Annotated in this window: 16 protein-coding genes; all 16 read left to right on the forward strand. The window is 66.4% G+C overall.

The features are described from left to right. Nucleotides 1-571, forward strand: a 571-nt coding sequence (locus ACIQ51_RS12315; protein ID WP_396205349.1) for a lysophospholipid acyltransferase family protein, incomplete at its 5' end; no start/stop codon positions are given. Nucleotides 572-584: 13 nt separating this feature from the next. Further along, nucleotides 585-1,640 (forward strand): tetraacyldisaccharide 4'-kinase, encoded by a 1,056-nt coding sequence (locus ACIQ51_RS12320; RefSeq protein ID WP_396205363.1) that lies wholly within the window; start codon nt 585-587, stop codon nt 1,638-1,640. A gap of 25 nt (nt 1,641-1,665) precedes the next feature. After that, nucleotides 1,666-2,976 (forward strand): Glu/Leu/Phe/Val dehydrogenase, encoded by a 1,311-nt coding sequence (locus ACIQ51_RS12325; protein ID WP_396205350.1) that lies wholly within the window; start codon nt 1,666-1,668, stop codon nt 2,974-2,976. A 36-nt stretch (nt 2,977-3,012) separates the two neighbouring features. Further along, complete coding sequence (locus tag ACIQ51_RS12330; protein WP_396205351.1) at nt 3,013-3,465, forward strand: 23S rRNA (pseudouridine(1915)-N(3))-methyltransferase RlmH; 453 nt, start codon at nt 3,013-3,015, stop codon at nt 3,463-3,465. Nucleotides 3,466-3,540: 75 nt separating this feature from the next. Continuing rightward, nucleotides 3,541-5,124, forward strand: a complete 1,584-nt coding sequence (gene bshC, locus ACIQ51_RS12335; protein ID WP_396205352.1) for a bacillithiol biosynthesis BshC — start codon at nt 3,541-3,543, stop codon at nt 5,122-5,124. Continuing rightward, complete coding sequence (gene murJ, locus ACIQ51_RS12340) at nt 5,121-6,719, forward strand: murein biosynthesis integral membrane protein MurJ (protein WP_396205353.1); 1,599 nt, start codon at nt 5,121-5,123, stop codon at nt 6,717-6,719. The genes bshC and murJ overlap by 4 nt, the downstream gene beginning before the upstream one ends. Beyond that, entirely contained in the window at nt 6,712-8,739 is a 2,028-nt protein-coding gene (gene uvrC / locus ACIQ51_RS12345) for an excinuclease ABC subunit UvrC (protein ID WP_396205354.1), read from the forward strand. Before murJ ends, uvrC begins: the two co-directional genes overlap by 8 nt. Before the next feature lie 17 nt (nt 8,740-8,756). After that, on the forward strand, nt 8,757-9,902 hold the full coding sequence (locus ACIQ51_RS12350; protein ID WP_396205355.1) for a threonine synthase: 1,146 nt from the start codon (nt 8,757-8,759) through the stop codon (nt 9,900-9,902). 62 nt (nt 9,903-9,964) lie between these two features. Then, entirely contained in the window at nt 9,965-11,455 is a 1,491-nt protein-coding gene (locus tag ACIQ51_RS12355; protein WP_396205356.1) for a tetratricopeptide repeat protein, read from the forward strand. Nucleotides 11,456-11,614: 159 nt separating this feature from the next. Beyond that, the gene (locus ACIQ51_RS12360; protein ID WP_396205357.1) at nt 11,615-12,910 is read left to right on the forward strand and encodes a DUF512 domain-containing protein; all 1,296 of its coding nucleotides are present in this window, start codon (nt 11,615-11,617) and stop codon (nt 12,908-12,910) included. 9 nt (nt 12,911-12,919) lie between these two features. Further along, nucleotides 12,920-14,230 (forward strand): ribosome biogenesis GTPase Der, encoded by a 1,311-nt coding sequence (gene der / locus ACIQ51_RS12365; protein WP_396205358.1) that lies wholly within the window; start codon nt 12,920-12,922, stop codon nt 14,228-14,230. An 11-nt stretch (nt 14,231-14,241) separates the two neighbouring features. Further along, a complete protein-coding gene (gene plsY / locus ACIQ51_RS12370) occupies nt 14,242-14,868 on the forward strand; it encodes a glycerol-3-phosphate 1-O-acyltransferase PlsY (protein ID WP_396205359.1) in 627 nt (208 codons plus the stop codon). 44 nt (nt 14,869-14,912) lie between these two features. Then, on the forward strand, nt 14,913-15,911 hold the full coding sequence (locus ACIQ51_RS12375; protein ID WP_396205364.1) for an NAD(P)H-dependent glycerol-3-phosphate dehydrogenase: 999 nt from the start codon (nt 14,913-14,915) through the stop codon (nt 15,909-15,911). A 1-nt stretch (nt 15,912) separates the two neighbouring features. Beyond that, nucleotides 15,913-16,278 carry a MerR family transcriptional regulator gene (locus tag ACIQ51_RS12380; RefSeq protein ID WP_396205360.1) on the forward strand — a complete coding sequence of 122 codons (366 nt, stop codon included), beginning with the start codon at nt 15,913-15,915 and terminating at the stop codon, nt 16,276-16,278. A gap of 14 nt (nt 16,279-16,292) precedes the next feature. Next, entirely contained in the window at nt 16,293-17,051 is a 759-nt protein-coding gene (gene surE, locus ACIQ51_RS12385) for a 5'/3'-nucleotidase SurE (RefSeq protein WP_396205361.1), read from the forward strand. Then, nucleotides 17,036-17,631 (forward strand): protein-L-isoaspartate(D-aspartate) O-methyltransferase (locus ACIQ51_RS12390; RefSeq protein WP_396205362.1); only part of this gene is annotated, 596 nt, incomplete at its 3' end. The genes surE and ACIQ51_RS12390, both read left to right, overlap by 16 nt.

Raw genomic sequence — 17,631 nt, forward strand, 5'->3', positions numbered from 1 at the left:
CGAGGCACTCCTGGCGCGCCACGCGGGGACGTCGCCGGTGGTGTTCACGCTGTGGCACGGACAGATGTTGCCCCTGCTGTGGGGGCATCCATTCAGGACCGGGGTGCTCATTAGTGAGCACAAGGACGGCGAGATCATTGCGCGCATTGTCGCGATGTTCGGGATGTTCGGTGTGCGTGGCTCGTCGTCGCGCGGTGGCACCCGGGCGTTGCTGGAGGCGGCGCAGGTGGTCAGACGCGGCACCGACATGGCGTTCACGCCCGATGGGCCGCGGGGCCCGCGGCACAGCTTCGCCCCGGGCGCGCTCATTCTGGCTCACCGCGCCGAGGCCCCGATCGTGACCATCACCGGGCACGTAGATCGCAAGTGGCAGCTCTCGAGCTGGGATGGTTTCGAGATTCCGAAGCCGTTTGCGCGCGTGACAGTGCTGTACGGCACGCCGCGTGCCGTGGACGATCCCGACGTGCGCACCGCGGCAGAACGCACGGCGGAGTTCGCGCGGTACATGCACGATGATCTGGCCCGCGCGGCCGCGCTCGCGGCGTCCACGCATGCCGCGTCAGGCAGGTAGGCGCGGCGTGTCGATGGTGCGCCGCTTCGCTGAATGGACCTGGTACGACCGCGGGGTGGGGGCGCGCGTGGTGCGCTCGCTGCTCCTGCCGTGCTCTTGGCTCTTCGCCCGCATCGTGGCGCGACGCAATGCGCGATTCGATGCGGCCATTCCGCTTGGTACCATGCCGACGGTGTCGATCGGCAATCTGACGGTCGGCGGTACGGGCAAGACCCCCGTCGCTTCCTGGATTGCGGCACGCCTCGCGGCGCGCGGTGCCCGTCCGGCGATTGTGCTGCGAGGGTATGGCGACGACGAATGGCGGGTGCATCAGCTGCTGACACCAGCGGTCCCCGTCGTTATCGACGCCGATCGGGTGCGCGCCATGCAGGCCGCGCGGCAGCAGCAGGCGGACTGTGCGGTGCTCGACGATGCGTTTCAGCACCGCCGCGCTGCACGCGTGGCCAATATCGTGCTGATCAGCGCCGATCGATTTGACGAGGCCGTGCGGTTGCTGCCGGCCGGCCCGTATCGCGAACCACTCACGGCCTTGCAGCGGGCCACGGCGGTGGTCGTCACGGTGAAGGCCGCTGACGCGGAGGCCGTGCAGCGCGTGGAGGGGGCGGTGCGCAGCGTGGTGCCGGCGATGCCCATTGCGGTGGTGCGGTTGGAGCCGGGCGCCCTGATTCGTGTTCTTCCTGTTTCAGAAAATACCCCGCCCGACGTTCAGCCCCTCGAGGATTTGGGCAATCGTGCGGTCGTGCTCGCTTCGGCCATCGCCGATCCCGCGTCCTTCGAGCGGCAGATGGTTGCGGCTGGCGTGCGTGTGGTCCGTCATGTCCGCCACCCGGACCACCACGCATTCACCGCGGACGACGTGGCAGCGATCGATGCCGCGGCGGGCCCGGCGGGCATCGTGGTGTGCACCCTGAAGGATGCCGTGAAGCTCGCGCCGCTCTGGCCTCGCGCCCGCGCGCCGCTTTGGTATGTTTCTCAGACACTCGTGGTCGATCGAGGCGCCGAGGTCCTGGAGCGGGAGTGTGACCGGGTACTGACGGCGCGGACGGCCACCGGTCCCACCGTCGGCTAAGCCGGCACCAATAACTCCCCGCCATATGGCCATAGACCTCCTCCGGCTTCCGACGGACAGCATTGTCCGCCCGGACAAGGACCGGTTCCTCAACGAAGAGAACCCGTTCGAGGCGATGATGTCGCGCTTCGATCGCGCCGCCGAGTTGCTCGATCTTGAGCCCGGCATCTATAAGATCCTCCGCAATCCCGAGAAGCAGCTCATCGTCTCCGTGCCCGTCATGCTCGACAACGGTGACGTGGAAGTGTTCACGGGGTACCGCGTGCTGTACAACACCTCGCGCGGGCCGGCCAAGGGCGGCATTCGCTTCGACATGAACGTCACGCTCGAGGAAGTGAAGGCGTTGGCGGCATGGATGACGTGGAAGTGTGCCGTCGTCAATTTGCCCTTTGGTGGTGCCAAGGGTGGCGTAATCTGCGACCCGCTCTCCATGAGCGTGGGTGAGCTCGAGCGGGTCACCCGCCGTTACACCAAGGGCATCATCTCCCTGCTGGGCCCCGACACCGACGTGCCCGCACCCGACGTGAACACCAACGAGCGCGTGATGGCATGGGTTATGGATACCTACTCCATGCATCAGGGGCGGACCGAGAACGCTGTGGTGACCGGGAAGCCGGTCGAGATGGGGGGGTCTCTCGGTCGAAAGGAAGCCACGGGCCGCGGCTGCATGCTCGTCACCCGCGAGGCACTCGCGCACCTCGGCATGAAGATGGAAGGCGCGACGGTGGCGGTGCAGGGCTTCGGCAACGTGGGCTCGATCGCCGCGAAGCTGCTGGAACAGCAGGGATGCAAGATCGTGGGTATCAGCGATCGTGCCGGCGCATTCTACAACGCGAATGGCATCGACGTCGAAGCGGCCGTCAAGCACGTGCAGCAGCATCGCTCGCTCGACGGGTTCATCGGCGGGGACCCGATCGATGCGGAGGAGCTGCTGACCCTCGACGTGGACGTGCTCGTACCGGCGGCGCTCGAAAACGTGATCACCACGAAGAACGCCCCGAGGATCCGCGCTAAGGTGATCTGCGAAGGCGCCAACGGTCCAACCACGGCGGCGGCGGACCCCATCCTCGATGAGAAGGGCATCTTCGTCATTCCCGATATTCTCGCGAATGCGGGCGGCGTGACCGTCTCGTACTTCGAGTGGGTGCAGGACCGCATGGGCTATTTCTGGTCGGAGGCCAGCGTCAACGAGCGCCTCGCCGATATCATGACCAGGAGCTTCGCCGATGTGTTGCAGTTGTCCAAGCAGCACCGCGTGAACATGCGGACCGCGGCCTACATGCTGTCGATCAGCCGCGTCGCCACCGTGCATCGGTTGCGCGGCATCTACGCCTGATTCGCTCACCGGTTCGACGTCAGGGTGCGCATCTCAATGTGTGTCATCGGCCGGCCCCGGCATGCGGGGCTGGCCGATGCCATTCAGGACTACGAAGCGCGGGCGGCGCGCTATTGGCCGCTCGACGTGGTCGAGGTCAAGGAGGAGCCAGGGCGCGGGATGAGCCCGGAACTCGTTCGTGAGCGCGAGGGAGAGCGGCTCGCCGAACGTCTACCGGGCGACGCGATCGTGGTGGCGTGCGACCCCGGCGGGGTGGTCATGGACTCAGCGCTGTTCGCGCGCTGGCTGCAGGACCAGCGTGAATCGGCCCGCAGTGTGGCGTTCGTGATCGGTGGCGCCCACGGGCTGGGCACCGCGGTTCGGCAGCGGGCCAATCGCCGGTTATCACTGGCGCCATGGACGTTGCCGCATGAGGTTGCACGTTTGGTTCTCGTGGAACAGCTCTACCGCGCCGGTACGATCGTGCGGGGGGAGCCGTATCACAAATGAGGCCCAGATCGCCCCGTGACCAACAGTGACCTTCAGCCCATTCCCGCGCGCGACGCTCATGGGACAGCACCGGACATGACAAGCCTCTGTATTCGCACGGTACCGCTCGGTGGAAGCCGCCTGTCTCAGGCGCTTCAGGGCGGTGCCGTGGGCGATGGCTGGTACGTTCCGCGGCCCCGAACGGTGGCCGGTTGGCGTACGCAGGCGCAGGTGGTGCGTGACGAGGCGGCCGCGAAGGATTGGCTCGCGCCACTCGCCCCCGCCTTCGCTGCCACGGGTAGGGCGGCCGAACGGTTGGCCCGGGCGGCGGCGGAGGGGGTCGTGGTGACGACCGGCCAACAGCCGGGGCTCTTTGGTGGACCGATGTACACCTGGAGTAAGGCGCTGAGCGCACTGGCACTCGCCGACACGCTCGAGGCCGAACTGGGCATCCCCGTGGCGCCGGTGTTCTGGGCCGCCAGCGACGATGCGGACTGGCGGGAGGCCGCCGTGACCCATGTGGCCACGGGTAGGGGGCTGCTGACGGCATCGTTGGTGGGTCCTGTAACGGAGGGGGTGGCGCTGGCCGACGTGCCGCTTGGCGACCTCCAGACCGCACGAGCCGCGCTCGCGCAGGCCTGCGGCTCGGCAGCCCATGGCGGCGTACTCGATCTCGTGGATGCGGCCTACGTCCCCCATGCCACCATCGGGGCCGCCTATGTGCAACTGCTGCGTGGCTTGCTGGAGCCGCTCGGCATTGCCGTTCTGGACGCCTCGCATCCAGCCTTGCGCAAGGCCGCCGACGGTTTGCTACGCCGGGCCCTCACGCAGGCGATGCCGATTCAGGAAGCGCTGCGCCTGCGCGCGCAGGAGATCACCGCCGCCGGCTATACGCCGCAGGTCGAGGTCGGAGACGGGCTCTCGCTGGTGTTCCGCTCCTCGATCGTGAGCGACCACGAGCACGTGCAGCGCGTGCGTGCGCGTGTGCCGGTGGCGGATGCCGCCGCGGCGGCTCGCACTGCCGACGTGGGCTCGTTGGGCGCCAACGTGTTGCTGCGCCCTGTATTGGAACGGGCGCTGCTGCCCACCGTGTGCTATCTCGCCGGCCCCGGCGAGTTCGCGTACTTCGCGCAGGTCGAGCCCGTGGCCCAGGCGCTTGGCGCCTCGGTTCCGGTGGTCGCCCCTCGTTGGGCCTGTGAACTGGTCGAATCCGAGGTGCTGGCACAGCAGGAGCGCCTCGGTCTCGACGACGGGGCGTTGCGGGACCCGCATGCCGCGGAGCAGCAGGTTGCACGGGCACAGCTCGACGAGACCGTGGCCGACACCATGGAGCGTCTTCGGGTAACCCTCGATACACAGGTGCGTGCGCTGCGTGAGGTGCTGTACGGGGAAGGCGCCCCCGTACCCGACGAGGTTGTGCACGGGTTGGCCAAGGATCTGGCGCATCGCTTGGATCGCTTCGAACGTCGGCTGCTGGCCGGTGTGAAGCAGCGGGAAAGCGAGGCGCTGCGTGAGGTTTCGGCGTTGCGGGCGGCCCTCCGGCCGCAGGGGAAGTCGCCCGAGCGTGTGCTCAACATCGTCCCGTTGCTCGTGCGATATGGGCCCGGCGTGCTGTCGCGCATGCGCCAGGAGGCGCTGCCACACGCGCAGGCGCTCGTGTCGGGTGCCGGCCCCGCATGAGTGACGCCGGGGGCGGACGCTCCGCGTTCGTCGTTGGCGCGGGGATCCTCATCAGCCGCGTCGTGGGGCTGCTGCGCAACACGGTCTTCGCGTACTACTTCGGCGCGGGCGCGGCCTCCGACGCGTACAACGCGGCGTTCAAGATCCCCAATGCCGTGCGCAACCTGCTCGGCGAGGGCACGCTGTCCGCCTCATTCGTGCCGGTGTACAGCCGACTGCTTGGCCGCGGCGATGCTGCCGCGGCGCGCGCATTGTCCAACGCGATGCTCGGCGTGCTCCTCGCGGTCGTGAGTCTTCTCACACTGGTGGGCGTGGCGGCAGCGCCGCTGCTGACGAGCGTTCTCACGCCTGGGTTCGATGCCGACACGCAGGCGCTCACCACACGCCTGACCCGCGTCCTCTTCCCCATGACGGGGATGATGGTGATCAGCGGATGGTGTCTCGGCATCCAGAATTCTCACCGCCGCTTCTTCTGGTCATACGCGAGCGCCGCCGTGTGGTCACTCGCGCAAATCGCCCTGTTGCTCGTAGGCGGTGTCAGGGCCGGCAGTGCCGCCACGCTCGCGGTATGGCTCGCGTGGGCCACGCTGGCTGGGGCTGTGCTGCAGGTGGCTGCACAGCTCCCGCAGGTCATGCAGCTGGCCGGTCCAATCCGGCCCACGCTCGACCGGGCGGCCGAAGGGCTCCTGCAGACGTTGCGCAATGTGGTTCCAGTCGTGACCGCGCTTGGCGTGGTGCAGATCTCGAGTTTTGTGGACCTGCAGATCGCCTCGTTCCTCCCGGCAGGGGCGGCGACCAACCTCACGTACGCCAATACGCTTGCCTTGCTGCCGGTCTCGTTGTTCGGTGTGAGCGTGGCGGCATCGGCGTTGCCGGAGTTCTCACGCGAGAGTGGTGCGCTCGCCCTCGACGCGCTGCGTGAGCGTCTGCGAGCCGGTTGGCAGCGTATCCTGTTCTACGTGGTGCCGAGTGCCGTGGCGTTCGTGTTGTTCGGCGACTACTGCGTGGGGTTACTGTATCGCGCCGGCCAGTTCGGCGCGGCCGAGCAGCGCGTGGTGCATTGGGTGCTGGCGGGCTACGCGGTAGGCCTTGTGAGCTTCGGGTCCGTCAAGCTGCTCGGATCGGCGTACTACGCCATGCAGGATTATCGCACGCCGTTGCGTGCATCCGTGGCGAGTATCACGGTGTCGGCGATCGCTGCGGTGTCGATCGCCGTGCCGCTCCGCGCATCGCCGTATGCCGCTGCCGGGATCGCCCTGGGTTCAGCGCTTGGTTCCTACGTAAATCTCCTAGTACTCGCGCGCGGGCTGCGTACGCGGCTCGGACCGCTCTATACCGCTGCGATGTACACGGGGACCCGGCGCATTGTGGTCGCCGCTGCGGTGGCGGGGGCGGCAGGGTGGGGAGCGCGGTTCGTGCAGGTCACGTGGATGTCATCGCTGCATCCCCGGTATGCCGCACTCCCGATTCTTGCGGCCTTCGGCATGACCTACCTGGTGGTTGCGTGGGGGATGGGATCGGCGGAGGCCGCGCGATGGTTGAGGCGACCGCCACGCCTGTCCGGGCAGGGAGCGCAGGACGCCGCCGGTGAATAACGAGGGGGAGCCGGTCGCGCTGATGGGCGGTGCGCGCGACGAGCTGATGACCGCGCAGTCGATCGACGCGCTTCCTATTCCCGACGATGAGTGGACGCGTGCCGCGCTCGAACGTGGCATGCCGCTCGCCGTTGCCCGACGCTTGCCGCATCTGCCTGATTCGCCCGGGGTATACCTCTGGAAGGATGCAGACGGGGGCGTGCTGTACGTGGGCAAGGCAAAGCGCCTGCGCTCCCGGGTGCGCAGTTATTGGGCGCAGGACCACGAATCCAGCCCCAAGACGCGTGGACTACTGCGCAAGGTGCGCGACCTCGACACGATCGTGGTGCCAAGCGAGGCCCACTCGCTGATCCTTGAAGCGACGCTGATCAAGGAGTATCGGCCGCGCTTCAACATTGCCCTGCGCGACGACAAGTCGTATCCGTACATCAAGGTCACGGTGTCGGAGCCGTTCCCCCGGGTCATCGTCACGCGCCGCCTCAGTGACGACGGCGCTCGCTACTTCGGGCCGTACACCGATGTAGGCGCCATGCGTCGCGCCCTCAACGTCGTGAAGCGCATCTTCACGGTCCGGTCGTGTCACTACGCGCTGCCGCGCGAAGCGCCGGAACGTCCCTGCCTGGATTATTTCATCAAGCGGTGCAAGGCGCCGTGCGTGGGATACCAGAGCACTGAGGACTACCGCGCGATGATCGACGAGGTGGTGTGGTTCCTCGAGGGGAGGACCAGCGACGTGATTCGTCACGTGCGCGATCGCATGCTGGAGGCGTCGGAGCGTCTCGATTTCGAGCGGGCAGGGGAGTTGCGCGATGCGCTCCGTCACCTCGAGAAGATGGAGGAGCCCACGGTGGTCCTCGAGGTCGAGGGTGGCGATCGTGATGTGGTGGGATACGCCCGCGACGGCGAGGATGCCTGCGTGGTCGTCTTGCGCATTCGCGGCGGAAAGCTGCTGGCCCGCGATCATCGGCTGCTCGAGCATGCCGAGGGCGAGGACGATGGGGCCGTGTTGGCTGCGTCGTTGTCGCAGTGGTACCGCACGGCTGACGCCCGCGCGGCCGATCTGCTGGTACCGTTCGAGTTCGAGGATCGCGAGACCCTCGAAGCCTCCCTCGAGGGGACGCGCATTCGCGTACCGCAGCGGGGGCCGCGTCGGGCATTGGTGGACCTCGCCGACAAGAATGCGCAGCACCTGCTCGAGGAGTTCAAGCTCGCCTCGCTCGAGGCTGAGGAACGGGCCGCGGACCCCGTGTACGAGCTGCAGCGGGAACTGGGGCTGCCGCGACTGCCGCGATCACTCGTGTGCTTCGACATCTCGCATGCGCAGGGCACCGACGTGGTCGCGAGTGCGGTGTGGTTCGAGAACGCGCGTCCCAAGCGCTCCGAGTATCGCAAGTTCAAGATTCAGCTCTTCGAGGGGAACGACGATTTTCGCTCCATGCACGAGGTGGTCACCAGGTTCTTCCGCCGCCGCTTGGACGAGGAGAAGGCGCTCCCGGATCTTGCGGTGATCGACGGCGGCAAGGGTCAGCTCGGGGCCGCCCGTGAGGCGCTCGACGCGCTGGGCGTGAACCAGATCGGGTTGATCAGTCTCGCCAAAAAGGAGGAGGAGATCTTCCTGCCGGGACGCAGCGAGTCGGTACGCCTGCCACGCCGTTCGCCGGCGCTGCGGATGCTGCAACAGGCACGGGATGAGGCCCATCGGTTTGCCGTGACTTTCCAGCGCCAGAAGCGTGCGGCGCGTACCATCACGTCGGAGCTGCTCAAAATCCCCGGGATCGGCCCCAGCAAGCGTCGGGCCCTGCTGCACGTGTTCGGCAGCGTGCAGGGGGTGAAGGACGCGACGGTGGAGCAGATCGCGACGGTGCCCGGCTTCGGCGATACGTCGGCACGCAAGGTCTTGCAGGCGCTCGGTGTCGAGGTCACGGTTCCTGACAGCGACACCACGCCAGATGTGTCCGCGCCCACTGATCCTCTCCTTGACGTCACCGACGGTCCCTCAGGACCGCCGCCCTCCGCTTGATCACTTCCGATCACCGCATGACGACCGCCACCTGGACCCTCCGCTGTTCCGCCTGCGATACGCCGGCGGCGATCACCCGCCCCTCACTGTGCACAGCGTGCGGGCAGCCGCTGTTCGCCCGCTACGCCCCGGTCGGCCGCGACACGGCGCTCCTCTCGCGCTGGGATATGTGGCGATACGCGCCGTTCATGGCGCTGCTCGACGGGGAAGCGCCTGTCACGCTGGGCGAAGGGCTCACGCCTATGATCGAGTCGCCCGCGCTGGCCCAGGCCATGGGCGTGCGGCGTCTGTGGATCAAGGACGAGGCGCAGAATCCGACGGCCTCGTTCAAGGCGCGCGGCATGAGTGCCGCGGTGACCCGCGCCCGTGCCGAGGGCTATCCGGGGATCGTTGTGCCCACCGCCGGCAATGCCGGGGCAGCCCTCGCCGCCTACGGCGCCGCTGCCGGCATGCTGGTGCGGGTGTACGCTCCGCGGACGACACCGCGCCCCATCCTCGATACGATCGAGGCCATGGGGGCGGAACTGATCCGGATCGACGGCCACATCGGTGATGCCGGTAAGCTGTCGCTCGCCTATGCGGCCGAGTCGGGATTCTTCCCCATCTCCACCTTACGTGAGCCGTACCGCGTGGAGGGGATGAAGACCATGGGCTTCGAGATGGCCGAGCAGCTTGGCTGGCGGGTGCCCGACGTGGTCGTCTATCCCACGGGCGGCGGCGAGGGCACCGTGGGGATTTGGAAGGCGCTGCAGGAGTTGGCCGCGGGCGGGTGGATCCCCGCCGATCGCGTGCAGCCTCAGTACGTCGTCGCCCAGGCTGCCGGTTGTGCCCCCATCGCCCGCGCGTTCGCCGCCGGGGCCGACCGGGCCGAACCCTGGGTCGATCCGGTCACGTACGCGTCGGGCCTGCGGGTGCCGTCGCCACTGGGTGATCGGGTCCTGCTCCGGGTGCTGCGCGAAACGAACGGGGTGGCCGGGACCGCCACCGAAGAGGCCATCCGCGATTGGACGTACAAGCTGGCGACGGCGACAGGCATCGATGCGGCCCCAGAAGGGGGGTGTGCCCTTTCTGTACTGCGTGACGCCGTCGTGGCGGGGCGCATTGCGTCCGACGCGGAGGTCGTGGTGTACAACACCGGAAGCGGCGCGTCGTACCGCGCATAGCCCAGTATATTCACCCTGTGAAAAGTCACCTGGATGTTTTCGATGGACTTCGAGGAGCAAGGATGAAGGGTTCGATGTGGACGCGCGCGCTCGGCGCGACGCTGATGGCTGCCGGTATGCCGATGCTGCAGACGCTGACGGCGCAGGCGACCTGCAACGTGAACGACGGGAGCCCGTTTCAGTTGGCGGGGGCCAAGCAGTACGTCATCAAGGCCGCCAACTCGCGGAATGATGACGAGATTCCCAAGCATCTCGCCAACGCCATTCGCCTGCTGACGGACACTCCCGAGAAGATCAAGAACGAGGCGGGGCGGCAGTACCTGCTGCTGCGCACGTTCGCGCAGTTCCGTGCGCGCAACGAAGGCACGTTTGTCCTCAAGCGCAGTGACATGGGGTACACCGCGAACCCCCAGGGCACGCAGAACCTGCTGCTGGCGGTCGACACCGCGGCCACGGCGCTCATTGCCGTCGCCCCGCAGTGTGCTGAGGCGTCGAAGGCCTATCGCCAGCAGTTCTACGGCGATGTGTACAATAAGGCCATCTCGGCACTGCAGGCCGAGCAGGACGACTCGGCGGCCTACTATTCCCGGATCGCCTTGCTGGTCGGTGGCAGCGATCCCCGGCCGTGGAATATCCTGAACGCGGTCTACCAGAAGCAGAATCAGATGGACAGCAGCATGATGGCGATGGAAAAGATCATCACGCTGTCCGGCGGCGATACGCTGTATCTCAAGCTCAAGCAGCAGAATCGATATAATCTGGCCGTGATGAAGCTGCAGGCGGCTGATGCGGCCACGGGCGCGGCCAAGGACGATGGCATCAAGCAGGCCCGGACGCTGCTCGAGGCGTTCCTCAAGGACACACCCGGCGATGCGAATGCCGCGCAGGCACTTGGACGTGCGCTGCGGATGTCCGGCGACACGGCAGCCGTTGCCAACATGTTCACGGACATGCTGAAGGATCCCGCGCGGTTTACCGCCGACCAGCTGTTCGAGGCGGGGTCGAACGCGGCGGCGGGCGGGCGTGATGCCGATGCCGTGAAGCTCTTCGAAGCCGGATTCACGAAGAATCCGCACCACCGCTTCGCGCTGTACAACTACGCGAACGTCCTGTTCGCAATGAAGGACAACCAGCGTATGGGGCCGGCGGTGCAGCGACTGATGACGGTCGATCCCAACTTCGAACGCGGTTGGCGCCTGATGGCCGGCTACTGGCAGAACCAGGCCCGAGCCGAGCAGGATGCGGCGAAGAAGAAGGTGTTCAACGATTCGGTGCTCTTCTACCTCGACAAGCAAAGCAAGACGAATCCGAAGGTGGACATCACGCTCGCGCAGAAGGCCGGGCCGGCGTTCACCCTTCAGGGGAGCGTGGTCAACGGCGGCGAGGCGGCTGGGTCGTGGACCATGAAGCTGGAGTTCCTCGACGCCTCGGGCGCGACGGTGACGAGCAAGGACGTGGCGATCGGGCCGGTGGAACCGGGTTCGGGCACGACCTTCAGCGTGAAGATCGAAGATCCCAAGGTGGTGGCCTTCCGGTACGCGCCGTTGAAGTAGTGTGTGGTCAGGGCGTGGATCGCCGAAGTCCATGCCATTGATTGACTTCGGTCACCACAGTTCGTAAGTTTTCTCAAGTGGGCGGCGACGCATCCGTTGCCGCTCGCTTGGTTTTTGGGGGAGGGCCGATGGCCTCGCCCCCGTTTTCGTCCCCGGGGCATGGTACGCGTCACTCGTGTCGAGTCAGGGAGCATCGCCGACCAGATCGGCATGGTGCCCGGCACCGAACTGCTCGCCGTCAACGAACGGCCGTTGGATGACTTCCTCGATTGGGAGTTCCTGACGGCCGATGAGGCGTTCGTGGTGTCGGCCCGTCTCCCGGACGGCACCGCCGTGGAGTACGACATCGAGCGCGAGGGGGGCGATTCGATGGGCGTCGAGCTCGCGCCGCCCACGGTGCGCCGCTGCGCGAACCGCTGCGAGTTCTGCTTCATCGAGGGGCTCCCCAAGGGGCTGCGGAAGGGGCTGTACATCCGCGACGACGATTATCGACTGTCGTTCGCCTACGGTAACTTCGCCACGTTGTCCAACGTGAAGGAGCGGGACATTGCCCGCATCCTCGAGTACCGGTTGTCGCCGCTCTATGTGTCGGTGCACGCCACCCCATGGGAGGCGCGTAAGGTCCTGCTCAACAACCCGCGCGTCCCCAATATCCTCGAACAGCTCACACGGCTGGCCGAGGGCGGGATCCAGTTCCACTGCCAGATGGTGATCGTGCCGGGGCTCAACGATGGCGCGGTACTTGAGGAGTCCCTGCAGGACCTGTGGGCCCTCGAGGATGCGGTGCTCTCGGTGGCCCTCGTGCCCGTGGGCGTGACACAGTTCTCGCACCTGTACACGGGCACGCCCATGGACGCCGCCAATGCCGGCGTGTTGCTCGACGCGGTGCACCGGTGGGAAGAACGAGCGCTCAAGGAGCGCGGCGATCGCTGGGTGTTCGGCTCGGATGAGCTCTACCTGCTGGCCGGGGAACCGCTGCCCGACGTTGAGCACTATGGCGAGTTTTCGCAGATCGAAAACGGGGTGGGTGCCGTGACATCGCTGCGCGCTCGCGTGGCCGACGGCCTCGCGCAGCTGCCGCGCCTCGAGGGGAAGCGCATCGGCGTCGTCACGGGCGTGTCCATGGCGCCGCTCATGCCTGCGCTACTGGAGCAGCTCACGGAGGCGACCGGCGCGCAATTCGTGTTGCTTCCTACCGAGAATTCGTTGTTCGGCCCCACGACCACGACCGCTGGTCTGCTGGTCGGGGCCGATATCCGTCGAACGCTCGCCGGGCGAACCGACCTTGATCTGGCACTCATTCCGGCCGAGTGCATCAACGACGACGGTCTCTTTCTCGACGAAGAGCCGTTCATCGCGCTACGCGAGTCGTTGCCCATGCCGGTCTATCCGTCGTACGACTTCATTGACGCGCTCGTGCCCGAAGGGGATGCGGCGGTCGTTCCCGCTGCCTGATCCCTTCGTATGAGTCTTCCAGTCGTCGCTATTGTCGGTCGCCCCAATGTGGGCAAGTCACATCTGTTCAATCGCATTATCGGCGAAGCCACGGCTATCGTAAGCGACGAAGCCGGTACCACGCGTGATCGGCATTTCGGCGAGGCCGAATGGGCGGGGCACAGCTTCTGGCTGGTCGACACCGGTGGCCTGGTGGAGGACTCCGATCTTCCTATGGATGTGGCCATCCGTCGCCAGGTGCACGAGGCCATTGAGGAAGCAGACCTCATGCTCTTCGTCTGCGACGCGAAGGTGGGCGTGCACCCCAGTGACGCGCGCATCATGGACATGCTGCGCGCGTCGCAGAAGCCGTGGTTGCTGGTCGCCAACAAGGTCGACAATCCCGAGAGCACCGACTTCTACGAGTTCTATCGCCTTGGTGTGACGGAGGTCTACCCGGTCTCTGCCTCCAACGGCAAAGGCTCCGGCGATCTGCTCGATGCGGTGGTGAACGCCATTCCCGAAGCCAACGAGGAGCGCCCGGAGGCGATCCGCGTGGCGGTGATCGGTCGCCCCAATGTGGGAAAGTCGAGCTTTGTGAACCGCCTGCTTGGCGAAGATCGCCTCGTGGTGAGCGACGAGTCGGGGACGACGCGGGACGCGATCGACGCGCCGATGAAGTACCATGACACCGAACTCATTTTCGTGGATACCGCCGGGCTGCGTCGCCAGTCGAGGATCGACGATGGGGTGGAGTTCTACTCCTCCCTCCGTTCACGGCGCGCCATCGATTCGTCGGACGTGTGCATCCTGATGATCGACGGCACCGAGGGGCTGCAGAATCAGGATCTCAAGATTGCCACGCTCGCCTGGGAGGCCGGCCGCGGTCTCATCATCGTGGTCAACAAGTGGGACATCTTCGAGGACAAGAGCGACAAGAGCGCCGATAAGTTCAGGAAGGAAGCGGTCGAAAAGGTGCCGTACTTCGCGTTCGTCCCCTTCCTGTTCACGAGTGCCAAGACGGGGCAGCGCGTGACCAAGGTGCTCGATCTCGTGCTCCAGGTGCAGGAGCAGCGCACGCGCCGCATCAGCACGTCGCAGGTCAATGATGCGCTTGAAGAGCTGATCGCCCGCCGCCAGCCGCCGCAGGCCGCCGGCCGCGAGGTGAAGCTCAACTACGCGACGCAGGTGGAAATCGAGCCGCCCACCATCGCGGTGTTCGGTAATCATCCCGAGGCGATCCCGGAGCACTACATCCGGTTTCTGCACAACGGCTTCCGTGACAAGTACGGCTTCACCGGCTCGCCGCTGCGGATCATCCTGCGGAGAAAGAACAGTTGAGTCCAACGTCCATGCCACTGTGGACACTCGGCGTGGCGTACCTCGCCGGGTCGTTCCCTACGGCGTATCTCGTGGGCACAGCCAATGGTGTGGATCTGCGGACGGTGGGATCGGGCAATCTCGGGGCGACCAACGTCTTCCGCACGCTCGGCTGGAAATGGGGCCTGCTCGTGTATCTCGTGGATGGCCTCAAGGGCGCGCTGCCCGTGGTCCTGCTTCCCAAGGCGGTAGGGCTCGACGGTGGGTGGCCGTGGGGCGTACTGGCCGGCGTGCTGGCCATCGTGGGCCACGTGCGACCAATCTTCCTCATGGGAAAGGGTGGCGGTAAAGGTGTCGCCACCGCGAGTGGTGTGTTCTTTGCGCTGGCGCCGCTCGCCGGGCTCTGTGCGGTGCTGGCGTTTGCCGTGGTCGTGGCGATCACGCGCTACGTATCGCTCGGTTCGCTGGTGGGCGCCGTGGTGTTGCCGATCGCCATTCTCGCGCAGGCCCGCGAGGTGACGCCGCTCGTGCTCGTGAGTCTCGGCATCGCCCTGTTCGTGTTCTATACCCATCGCGATAACATCGGACGCCTGCTGCGCGGAGAAGAACGACGCATCGGCTCCGGTAAACCGGCGTCGTCCGATGGGAGCGCGGTTTGATGACCAGTGGCGAGGCTGCACGCACCGTCGACGGTAGTGGCGTCATGCCGATGCGGTGTGCGGTGATCGGTGGCGGGGCATGGGGGACGGCGATCGCCGATCGCTTGGCCCGCAATGGGCACCACACCGTGCTGTGGGCGCGTGAAGACGATGTCGTGGATGCGGTGAATACGCGTCACGAGAATCCGCGCTTCCTGGCCAATATCGCGCTGGCGCCTTCGCTCACGGCCTCGACCGACATGGCGGCGGCTCTGCACGGTGCCCGGCTTGTGGTCTACGCGGCACCGTCGCATGTACTGCGGCCGGTTGTTGCGCGTTGCGCGCAGTCCATCGAGCCCCAAGCGGTCTTGTCGGTGGCCACCAAGGGCATCGAGCGCGAAACGCTGGCACTCATGACCGATGTGGTGGCCCAGGCAGCGCCCGGACATCCGGTCGTAGCGGTCAGTGGTCCAAGCTTCGCGGCCGAAGTGGCCCAGGGACAGCCCACCGCCGTCGTCGCAGCCTGCGCGGATCATGCGGCGGCGAGACGGGTGCAGGGGGCCATGAGTGCCAATGCGTTCCGGGTGTACACCAGCGACGACGTGGTCGGCGTAGAACTCGGCGGCGCACTCAAGAACGTCATGGCCGTGGCGACCGGAATTCTCGACGGCCTTGGCTTGGGCTTCAATCCGCGCGCGGCCCTGATGACCCGCGGCCTCGCGGAAATGACGCGCCTTGGCGTGGCGCTCGGCGCCAAGCCTGACACCTTCGCGGGGTTGGCCGGTCTCGGCGATCTGGTGTTGACGTGTACGGGCGCGCTGTCGCGGAATCGCGCCGTGGGCGTGGCGATCGGGCAGGGGCAGTCGCTCGATCAGGCTCTCGCCGGCAAAGACAGCGTGGCCGAAGGGGTCCTCAACACGCAGAGTGCGAAGGCGCTCGCGGACAAGGTGGGGGTCGAGATGCCCATCATCGACGCGACCTATCGCATCCTGTTCCAGAACTGGGCGCCGCGGGACGCCGTGGCCGAGTTGATGGCGCGTGAACTCCGGCCGGAGCGAGACTGACATGGCGGCCTCCCGTGGGGAACTCGTCCAGGAGTTTTATTCCATTGGCGACGTGTGTGCACTTACCGAGCTGAAGCCGCACGTACTTCGCTATTGGGAGAGTCAGTTCAAGCTGCTCAGCCCGGCCAAGAATCGCAGCGGCAATCGGGTCTACTCCCGCCGCGAGGTGGAGCTCATCCTTCTCGTGAAGCACCTGCTCTATACCGAGAAGTACAGTATCGACGGTGCCCGCCAGAAGCTCGACGAGCACCGCAAGGGCGGATCGCTGCGGCCGGCGGCACGTGCGGCGCTTGAGGTGGAAGCGCTCGAAAGTCTCGAACGTGAACTCGCTGATTTGCAAGCGCTGCTGGACGATACGCTGCGCTGACTCAACCTAATCCCATGCGTATTCTTCTCAGCAACGACGACGGTATTCTGGCCAAGGGCCTTGCCGTGCTCGAGGAAGCGGCCTCGCCGCTCGGTGACTTGCACGTGGTGGCGCCCGATCGGGAGCAGAGTGCCACGAGCCATTCGCTCACGCTGCATCATCCCCTGCGGCCGGTGCGTCTCGGTGAGAAGCGGTGGCAGGTCGACGGTACGCCCACCGATTGCGTGATGCTCGCCTGCGAGGCGCTGCTCGCAGAGCGCCCTGACTTCGTGTTGAGCGGCATCAATCACGGTCCCAACATGGGTGAGGACGTGCTGTACAGCGGCACCGTCGCCGCCGCGATGGAAGGACTAGCGCTTGGCATTCCCGCGATCGCGCTGTCGTTTGCCGGTAGCGTGCTGCGCGCGGATGCGATCCTCGAAACGCAGGTGTCGCAGATCCGGGCGCTGCTCGATCACCTCATGCGCTTGCCGGCGTTTCCCCGTGATACGCTGCTCAACGTGAACCTGCCGGCTGTTGCCGGTGAGGCAATCAAGGGGGTTCGCCTCACCCGACTTGGGCGCCGCGTGTTCAGTGATTCCATCACCCGCATGAAGGATCCGTGGGGGAGGGAGATCCTGTGGATTGGTGGAGGATCCGTGGCGTGGAGCGGACCGGATGACAGTGATTTCCGCGCCGTGCATGACGGATACATTTCGGTAACCCCGTTGCATCTCGATCTCACGCATCGCGACGTCCTCAACTCGGCGACCGACTGGTGGCAGGCCCCGTAGAACCCGAGTTCCGGGGCGCGCGCCGCCGACTGGTCGAGACGCTGCAGGACAAGGGGATCAAGGACCTCGCGCTCCTGCGTGCCATCGACTCGGTACCGCGGCACCTGTTCGTGCCACCCACGGTGCGCCACCGCGCGTACGAGGATTCTGCCTTGCCGATCGGGAGCGGGCAGACCATCTCGCAGCCGTTCGTGCATGCGCGGTCGGTCGAGCTGCTCATGCTCACGGGGCATGAGAAGGTGCTCGAGATCGGCACCGGATCTGCCTACCAAACGGCGCTGCTTGCCCAGCTGGCGGCGCAGGTCTTCTCGGTGGAGCGCTACCGGGAGCTGCTCGACAGGGCGCGCCCCATTCTGCAGCAGGCGAATGTGCGCAACGTCTCGCTGTCGTTGGGCGACGGTACGCTCGGGTGGCGGGAGTATGCCCCGTACGATGGCATCGTGGTGGGTGCCGGCGCGCCACATGTTCCGCCGGCCCTCGAGGAACAGCTGGCAGAGGGCGGCCGCCTCCTCATCCCCATTGGCGACAAGGAGGAGCAGATGCTCTGTCTCTTCATCAAGCAGGGGGGCCGGCTCGAGCG

This window comes from Gemmatimonas sp. (assembly GCF_044344655.1).
In the GTDB taxonomy this organism is placed as follows: domain Bacteria; phylum Gemmatimonadota; class Gemmatimonadetes; order Gemmatimonadales; family Gemmatimonadaceae; genus Gemmatimonas.

What these genes read in the sequence shown, in the direction of transcription:
- ACIQ51_RS12320 (WP_396205363.1), top strand. Translation starts at nt 585, where the DNA reads ATGGTGCGCCGCTTCGCTGAATGGACCTGGTACGACCGCGGGGTGGGG.
- ACIQ51_RS12325 (WP_396205350.1), top strand. Translation starts at nt 1,666, where the DNA reads ATGGCCATAGACCTCCTCCGGCTTCCGACGGACAGCATTGTCCGCCCG.
- ACIQ51_RS12330 (WP_396205351.1), top strand. Translation starts at nt 3,013, where the DNA reads ATGTGTGTCATCGGCCGGCCCCGGCATGCGGGGCTGGCCGATGCCATT.
- bshC (WP_396205352.1), top strand. Translation starts at nt 3,541, where the DNA reads ATGACAAGCCTCTGTATTCGCACGGTACCGCTCGGTGGAAGCCGCCTG.
- murJ (WP_396205353.1), top strand. Translation starts at nt 5,121, where the DNA reads ATGAGTGACGCCGGGGGCGGACGCTCCGCGTTCGTCGTTGGCGCGGGG.
- ACIQ51_RS12350 (WP_396205355.1), top strand. Translation starts at nt 8,757, where the DNA reads ATGACGACCGCCACCTGGACCCTCCGCTGTTCCGCCTGCGATACGCCG.
- ACIQ51_RS12355 (WP_396205356.1), top strand. Translation starts at nt 9,965, where the DNA reads ATGAAGGGTTCGATGTGGACGCGCGCGCTCGGCGCGACGCTGATGGCT.
- ACIQ51_RS12360 (WP_396205357.1), top strand. Translation starts at nt 11,615, where the DNA reads ATGGTACGCGTCACTCGTGTCGAGTCAGGGAGCATCGCCGACCAGATC.
- der (WP_396205358.1), top strand. Translation starts at nt 12,920, where the DNA reads ATGAGTCTTCCAGTCGTCGCTATTGTCGGTCGCCCCAATGTGGGCAAG.
- plsY (WP_396205359.1), top strand. Translation starts at nt 14,242, where the DNA reads ATGCCACTGTGGACACTCGGCGTGGCGTACCTCGCCGGGTCGTTCCCT.
- ACIQ51_RS12375 (WP_396205364.1), top strand. Translation starts at nt 14,913, where the DNA reads ATGCCGATGCGGTGTGCGGTGATCGGTGGCGGGGCATGGGGGACGGCG.
- ACIQ51_RS12380 (WP_396205360.1), top strand. Translation starts at nt 15,913, where the DNA reads ATGGCGGCCTCCCGTGGGGAACTCGTCCAGGAGTTTTATTCCATTGGC.
- surE (WP_396205361.1), top strand. Translation starts at nt 16,293, where the DNA reads ATGCGTATTCTTCTCAGCAACGACGACGGTATTCTGGCCAAGGGCCTT.